Origin of the sequence: Algoriphagus sp. UBA3586, from assembly GCF_002376385.1 — a bacterium.
Lineage (GTDB): Bacteria > Bacteroidota > Bacteroidia > Cytophagales > Cyclobacteriaceae > Algoriphagus > Algoriphagus ornithinivorans.
Window position 1 is genome coordinate 120,602 of record NZ_DFMT01000033.1, and the last position, 7,892, is coordinate 128,493.

General features: G+C 39.6%; 4 protein-coding genes. 1 reads left to right on the forward strand and 3 read right to left on the reverse strand.

The genetic code is table 11. The annotated features are described in order from the left end of the window. Positions 1 to 288: 288 nt before the first annotated feature. The 3 genes from fbaA to B2906_RS12790 all read right to left on the reverse strand — a co-directional run bounded on the left by fbaA (position 289) and on the right by B2906_RS12790 (position 5,372). The gene (fbaA, locus tag B2906_RS12780) at positions 289 to 1,350 is read right to left on the reverse strand and encodes a class II fructose-bisphosphate aldolase (RefSeq protein WP_286939969.1); all 1,062 of its coding nucleotides are present in this window, start codon (positions 1,348 to 1,350) and stop codon (positions 289 to 291) included. 14 nt (positions 1,351 to 1,364) lie between these two features. Then, on the reverse strand, positions 1,365 to 4,163 hold the full coding sequence (locus tag B2906_RS12785; RefSeq protein ID WP_286939970.1) for an alpha-amylase family glycosyl hydrolase: 2,799 nt from the start codon (positions 4,161 to 4,163) through the stop codon (positions 1,365 to 1,367). Positions 4,164 to 4,337: 174 nt separating this feature from the next. Continuing rightward, positions 4,338 to 5,372: a SusE domain-containing protein gene (locus B2906_RS12790; RefSeq protein WP_286939972.1), complete on the reverse strand. Its 1,035-nt coding sequence runs from the start codon at positions 5,370 to 5,372 to the stop codon at positions 4,338 to 4,340. A gap of 344 nt (positions 5,373 to 5,716) precedes the next feature. Here B2906_RS12790 and B2906_RS12795 point away from each other — a divergent pair, with 344 nt between their 5' ends. Then, positions 5,717 to 6,754 carry a LacI family DNA-binding transcriptional regulator gene (locus B2906_RS12795; protein WP_144607061.1) on the forward strand — a complete coding sequence of 346 codons (1,038 nt, stop codon included), beginning with the start codon at positions 5,717 to 5,719 and terminating at the stop codon, positions 6,752 to 6,754. The last annotated feature ends 1,138 nt before the right edge of the window (positions 6,755 to 7,892 follow it).

Consider the following 7,892-nt stretch of genomic DNA (forward strand, 5'->3'; position numbering starts at 1 on the left):
CTTAACTCTGAACAATGAACACTTTGATATATTTCGATTGATTTTCTTTTATATGGATATCCGCTTTCTTACAAGAAACAATAAAATATGGCTTATTGTCAGCTAAATGGATCAGAATCCCGAAGCTTCAGTCTTCGGTCTTCGGTCATCGGTCTTCCAATCGGTCAAGCAAAGAAAATAAGGTAACTGGCATGATTGCGGATAATCACATTCTTTTATTTCCTCCAATTCAGTCGGAGCAGATCAATAAAAAAGTCACCGATTAAAGTGACTTTTTTGAGGTCTATTTTAGTTTTTATTGACCGCGTTGAGCATGTCAAAGGCCATTTCCAGGCGTTTCACAAAGTTCTCTTCGCCTTTTCTCAACCAAACACGTGGGTCATAATATTTTTTGTTAGGGCTATCAGCACCTTCTGGGTTGCCCAACTGGGTTTGAAGATAGCCTTCGTTCTTTTTGTAATAATGAAGAACACCTTCCCACATAGCCCATTGCATATCGGTGTCAATGTTCATTTTGATAGAACCATAAGAATTAGCTTCTCTGATTTCCTCTACTGATGAACCTGAACCTCCGTGGAACACAAAGTTCAATGGCTTCCCGTTTGTCCCGTATTTCTCATTGATATAGTCCTGAGAGTTTTTCAAAATAATTGGTTTCAGGCTGACATTTCCTGGCTTGTATACACCATGAACATTTCCAAAAGCAGCAGCAATAGTAAACAAGTCACCAATTTGTTTCAAATGCTCATAAGCATAAGCCACTTCTTCAGGCTGAGTATATAGTTTGGAGGAGTCCACATCCGTGTTATCAACTCCATCTTCTTCCCCGCCAGTTACCCCAAGCTCGATTTCGATAGCCATTTGAAGCTTTTCAAACTCTCTGAAATACTTGCAGGAGATTTCCACGTTTTCTTCCAAAGGCTCTTCTGAAAGATCCAGCATGTGGGAAGAGAACAATGGTTTCTTGTGAGTTGCATAATAGGCTTTCCCTGCTTCCAGCATTCCATCAATCCAAGGCAATAACTTCAAAGCCGCATGATCTGTGTGCAAAATCACAGGCACACCATAAGCTTCGGCCATCTGATGCACGTGATGCGCACCGGATACAGCACCTGCTATACTTGCCTGCTGCTTTTCATTTGCTAATCCTTTTCCTGCGAAAAATTGTGCTCCTCCATTGGAAAACTGAATGATCACCGGGGAATTCACTTTCTTGGCTGTTTCCAATACAGCATTCACTGAATTGGTACCAATTACATTTACCGCCGGCATTGCAAACTCATTTTCCTTTGCATAAGCATACAAATCTCTGAGCTCCTGTCCGTATTTTACTCCTGGTTTAAATTTCATGTTATTAGGTTTGGTTAATCCTTAATAAAGCGCTGATGCAGCACCCGTCTGTTGTCAAACGCTTCAAAGATATAAATACCCGACTTAAAATTACCCAAATCGAATTCTAAAATCTGATCAATTCCCCTACTTTCTCCTGAATACATTACTCTTCCGCTCATATCTACTATGCGAAAATTGGCAGCAGTCATTCCTTCAGGCAACTGCACATTCAGCTGTTGTGCTGCCGGATTTGGATAGAGTTTGAACTCACCGGCCGGGATTATTTCCTTAGGAACTGAAGTCACAAAATCTTCCTGAACAATTCCCGGGTTAGGCTTAGGGAGCTTTTTGCTAGTGAAAAGCACAAACTCAGAAGGTCTAAGATTAAAGTTTACTGTAGTACTGCTCACATTGAATTCCTCTCCGGTAAAATAATTGTACCATGTTCCAGTCCTAGGAAAAGAGAGGCTAACATTTCCTGCATTGGAAAGCCCAAAATTCCCGTGAAGAACCACATCCATATCCGGATGCTCTAGAATAATGGATTTTACCGCTCCGCTTAGACTCAAACTGGATTTATTGGGTTTGTTGAAAGCCTGATGATCCTTTTTCAACTTGATCATTTCCTGATATAATTTGAAAAGGCGCTGTCTTTGTGGCTGATCCAAATAATTCCATCGGGTAGGTTTGATTCCTAATCGATCATTATTCAGCTCCAGATCATAGCCAAACTCTCCAAACTGCCAGATCATTTTAGGCCCGGGAACAGCAAAGTAAAAAGCAGTCAATAATTGATTTCTGTTGACGGCATTTTCCAATTGCTTGATATTGATGGGAGAAGTTTTCCCAAAATTTAAAGATTCCCACATTACTCTTTCCTCATCATGGGATTCCATGTAAGCAACTAAGTTGGGCTCGTTCCAATTTCGGTTTTTATGGGAAGCCCAGGAAAAGTCCTTGTTTTCCCCCTTTGCCATTTCACGAAAATCGAAATTCATATTTCCCCAAAACATCATCCCATAATCCGCCAGCTCTTTTTCCTCTTCATTGACTGCCAAATGCTCCAAAATCACATAAGCATCGGGGTGATTGGCTTTTATTTTATCGTAAATATGCTTCCAGATCTTGACTCTGCTAGGGTCATATTGAGACCAAAGCCCAACATTGTCTCCTGTGTTGACTTGGGTGAATCCTTTGGATAAATCAAAACGGAAGCCGTCTACCTTGTATTCCGTCAACCAATAATTGTTGACCGAATCTACAAAAGCCTGGGTGTATTTACTTTCATGATTGAAATCGTAGCCTACATTAAATGGGTGTTTTGCCACCCGGTTAAACCAAGGATTGTCCTCAGTTGGAGCTCCATAATCTCCATCATTAAAAAGTCGAACCATGGGATTTTGACCAAAGGCATGGTTTAACACCATATCCAAAATGATCATGATTCCTTTTCCATGAGCTTCATCTATTAGGCGTTTCAAATCATTTTTGGTTCCGTAATATTTATCAGGTGCAAAAAAGAAAGAAGGATTGTAGCCCCAGGATAAATTCCCTTCAAATTCCCCTACAGGCATTAATTCTATGGCATTGACACCCAAGTCTTTTAGATAATCCAATCGATCAATTACAGCCTGATAAGTTCTTTTCTCATCAAAATCTCTGACCAAAAGTTCATAAATGACCAATTTCTCGGGAGATGGCTTTGTATAGGTGGTGTTCTTCCAAGCATACTTATCCTGGGCAGTTTGTAGATAGGTAGCTTGAAATTCTGTTTTTCCAGTTGGATAAGGTTTTAAACCAGGATGCCTATTTTGTTGAATAATTTCCTGGTCATTGAATGGATCTGAGGTTTTGTCAGCATATGGATCTCCTATTCTAATACTTGCATCCACCAAATACTGAAAAATGTATTCTTGCTTTGGGGTCAAACCTTCCAATTTTAACCAGAATATTTCCCCATCCGGGGTTCTTTTCATTTGATACTCAGGCAAAACTTTCCAGTCGTTAAAATCTCCTATTACATGGGCTAATTTTTTCCCAGGCGCCTGCAAAGCCAAAATAACCTCCGTGTCAGAAATATAATTGATCCCTAATCTCGCTCCACTTGGCAAGGCTGCTACCTCTGAAGCTCCAAAAACTACGATATTTACAGACTCTGTATCTGTATTCGAACCCTGAACAGCCTTTGCCGTCAAAGTATAATTTCCCGCAGTCGTGGCTGTGTAAGCATACTCCAATACTTCCACATTACTGGCTTTTTTTACCTCGGTGCCATTCAATTCAAAACTGATATCAGCAGGAGCAGAAGTTTGTGCTTTAAAAGTGAAATTTTCGCCTTCTTCCAAAGAAATGGAGGGCCCACTTGGATTGGTAATCTGAACAGTAAATCCTTGCGCCAGGTCAACAAAAAAGTCTCCATTTGCGGAAGTTTTCCCTTCCTTGGTACCATCTACATTTCTAAAAACCAGCCCCAAACGATAAATGGTTAGACCATTTGGATTGTCAAAAAAAGTATCCGGTGTTAGTTCATAAGTGTAAATATTGGCCTGCCCAGCTACCTTAGTCATTTTGGCTTTTGGGTCATTGGTTCCCCACTGAAAAGGAACTATAGACCATGTTGTCGAAGCGGGACCTTGAGTAACCGCTCCTATGTGTATAAAAACATCGCAATTACAATCTTTTAAACCGCTTGTACCTTTTGATGCATCATAAATGATTTTGATTTTTTGAGACGCATTGGGTACAGCCGGCTCGGTAGTAACCTGAGCAAACAGGCCAGGATTAAAGGCAAAAAATACTAGGGAAACGAGAAAGAGTAGACTTTTTTTCATTGGGGAATTAATTTCTATTCAGCGGCAAAATAGCCTGTATTAAAAGGTGATTATAATTTATCCTGAGACTTCAAAATTCAAACTTTAATCTTCAAGGTAATGATTTCCTGAAATGGAAATAACCGACTAGAGTAGAAAATGACTCCAGTCGGTTTCTTAGAATAAAATAGCCTTTTAGTTCTTAGTCAATGTGTAAGTCACAGCTCCCGGCTCGGTAAAGTTAAGCGTCACAGTGTATTTACCCGCTTCAGCTACCTGAATGTTTGCTCCATCTGCAGTTAATTCACCATTAGCGCCACCATAATTATGGCTCCAGCTTTGATTGGCTCTAAATTTCATTTCGCCTTTCTTTAAATCAGCTGTGATTTTCAAAACATTGTTTTCTCTGTCAAACTGCATTTTGGTTTCAGAGTCCCAACCACCTGCAGTGGCGTCGCCGATGATTCCCCAGTAAAGTGGTTCACTTAAAGTATAGGTTTTAGCAGCCAAGTCTACTTTCATGAAGAAAGTCCCGAACTTGGTAACTTTGATATTATCACCATCCCTATCCAGCGTACCGTTGGCACCATTGTCTCCGTAGTTGACATCCCAACTATTGGTCTCATTTACTTTGAATTCACCAGTACCTCCAGGTAAAATGTGTACATATCCTTCATAAACATCATCGAAATTCACAGATTTCAATACAGTCATTTCATTTTCTGGATTCCATCCCTGATAATCTCCAGGTACATACATTACAGGAAATTCTACATCTGTATTGAAGGGAGTAACAGCAAGAGTTACTACTTCTCCGAAAATTGGAGAAAGAGGCTGATTGATCGTAGACTTTACGCGGAAATCCACATTTACAGGTACATCAAAAGCTGCACCTTTAGCGATTAATTCATCGTTGATCTTGGATGTAAGTACCTCGATAATATTGGAAGTACTACTTCCCAATGCAATTGGCTTTGCGAAATTTGCTCCAGCCAAATCCATTTCCAAAGAATAAGTTACTGTGCCTTGCATTCCAAAATCAGCGGCAGTAACAGTAAATGGAATTAATTCCTCAGGGTCTTGGGAATTTAAAACTAAACTTGATCCATTCGCAGGGCTGCTCAAAGTTGCTCCCGTTTGTGGAATAATTGGAGGCATTTCGTAATTGTCACATCCCCAAATCACAGGAATTATCGCTGCAATAAGGCTTAATCTTTTGAATGCTTTCATAGCGTGTAAGAGTTTGTAAAAGATTTTGGTGTTTTTGTTAATGTTTTATGAATTCTTGGAAAAAGACAATTTCAACTCTTTAATTCTGGGTTTTTCAAAAGGAGTTATGTCTTAATCCTTTCAAATAATAAGTGAGTAAAAAAAAGAAAACAATAGACTGAGTCTTGAACCCACCTAATTTTTTATTGCAATCGTTTGCGTCAACGTTTGCATTTCAAAAGATTTTTTTCACTTAATTCCTTTGGTTTCAGTATTTTGCTGAAAATCAAAAAAAATGGCTGTTATTTACTTATCCATTTTGGATCAAATAGCCATATATTCAATTCTGGGAATATTATAATTTTATGAAGATTGAACAAGCCACTATCAAGGATATCGCAAGGGAGCTAAATGTCTCTTCCTCTACTGTTTCGCGAGCTTTGAAAGACTATCCGGGAATCAGTGATGAGACCAAGCGTAAGGTAAAAGAGCTTGCTAAGAAACTGAATTACAGGCCCAATGCCATTGCACTTTCCTTAAGAAAAAGTCGGTCTTTTACCATAGGCGTGATTATTCCTGAAGTTGTGCATTTCTTTTTTTCCACTGTAATTTCCGGAATTGAGGAGGTGGCTTACTCCCGGGGATATAATGTGATTTTGACTCAAACCAATGAGAAATTAGACCGGGAACAATCAAGTATTGACACCATGCTTTCCAATCAGATTGATGGTTTTTTGGTGAGCTATTCAAAGGAAACAAAAGATTTCAACCACTTTTCAAGATTATTGGATCAAGGATATCCCATAGTCTTTTTCGACCGAGTTCCAGAAATTCCAAATGCTATCAATGTGATGGTGGATGATTATCAGGGTGCCTTTGATGCTGTTTCCCATTTAATCACCCAAGGATATTCCAGAATTGTCCATTTAGCTGGTCCCAAAAATCTAAAAATCAGCCAAGAACGGGAAAGAGGATATAGAGATGCATTAAAAAATTATGGAATTGCCATTAACGAAGAACTGATTGTGGAATGTCCTATCGGAACTAGTGATGAGGGGCAGAAAATCACCAAATCACTACTGGATAATCTCAAGCAAAAGCCTGATGCCTTCTTTGGAAATAATGACATGGCAGCTGTAGGAGCCATGCTAGCATGCAAAGCGGCGGGATTACGAGTTCCAGAAGATGTAGGAATCGTTGGTTTCAGCAATTGGCAGTTTTGTTCCATGATAGAGCCAAGCCTATCCTCTGTGGCCCAGCCAGGATTTAATATGGGTGCCAAAGCAACCGAGATGCTACTCGACATCATCGAAAAGAAAGTGAATCCTGAAGAGGTGAAAGATGCCTTGACTTTGGAAACAGAGTTATTGGTTAGAAAGTCCTCTGTGAGATTGAGGGGGTAATTTGATAAGATACTTTTTAAAGATATTATCAAGATATGCCTGCGGCGACATATTTATCTAGAGAAATACAGTAGAAATAGATAGAAATATGCCTAGGCGAAATAGTAGAAAAGATACTTTTCAAGATAATTTGAAGATATGCCTTTGGCAAGATACGGGTCAATTCCCCCTTTGAAAATGTAAATAAGGTTTAGGACGAAAGCTTTGTAAAAGGGAGCAAGGGGGATTTTATTTGAAATACAGTAGAAATATTTAGAAATACGCCTTCGGCGAAATACGGGTCAATTCCCCCTTTGAAAACATAAATTCAATTTAGAACTTGATCTTTTGGAAAGGGGGCAAGGGGGATTTTAGTTGAAGTACAGTAGAAATAGATAGAAATACGCCTGCGGCGAAATACGGGTCAATTCCCCCTTTGAAAACATAAATTCAATTTAGAACTTGATCTTTTGGAAAGGGGGCAAGGGGGATTTTTCCAAAAGATTTTTTTCAAGATAATATCAAGATATGCCTTCGGCAAGATAGACCTTCGATTGAACACGCTGCAAAAGCTCCATAGGAGCGGACGATTAAATAGCCGTGGGTTTTAACCCACGGATCTTGATACACCGACCCCTTCCCAGCGCTGGCCCTTAATTTCAAATCGGAAACGATGACTCAATGCCAGCAAGACGGAAAGAGAACCTTAAATCAACCCTCCAATGGATCTTTTGAATTGAAGAGTTGGCGTAAATAATATCCATTTCCACTTTCTGACTAACTTTTGGAGGGTTCTTCGGATTACAAATCCTACAATAGGAGCTCGAGATTGCAAATCTCGAGCAGCTTAGAAAGATATTTTTCAAGATAGATTAAGATATGCCTGCGGCAAGATTTACCTTCATTCGAATTCGCAGTAAAGCTCCATATGAGCGGACGATTAAATAGCCGTGGGTTTTAACCCACGGATCTTGATACACCGACCCCTTCCCCGCGCTGGCCCTTAATTTCAAATTAAATACGATGACTCAATGCCAGCAAGACGGAGAGAGAACCTTAAATCAACCCTCCAATGGATCTTTTGAATTGAAGAGTAAGCGTAAATAATATCCATTTCCACTTTCTGACTAACCTTTGGAAGGTTCCTCGGATTACAAAT

What these genes read in the sequence shown, in the direction of transcription:
- fbaA (WP_286939969.1), bottom strand. Translation starts at nt 1,350, where the DNA reads ATGAAATTTAAACCAGGAGTAAAATACGGACAGGAGCTCAGAGATTTG.
- B2906_RS12785 (WP_286939970.1), bottom strand. Translation starts at nt 4,163, where the DNA reads ATGAAAAAAAGTCTACTCTTTCTCGTTTCCCTAGTATTTTTTGCCTTT.
- B2906_RS12790 (WP_286939972.1), bottom strand. Translation starts at nt 5,372, where the DNA reads ATGAAAGCATTCAAAAGATTAAGCCTTATTGCAGCGATAATTCCTGTG.
- B2906_RS12795 (WP_144607061.1), top strand. Translation starts at nt 5,717, where the DNA reads ATGAAGATTGAACAAGCCACTATCAAGGATATCGCAAGGGAGCTAAAT.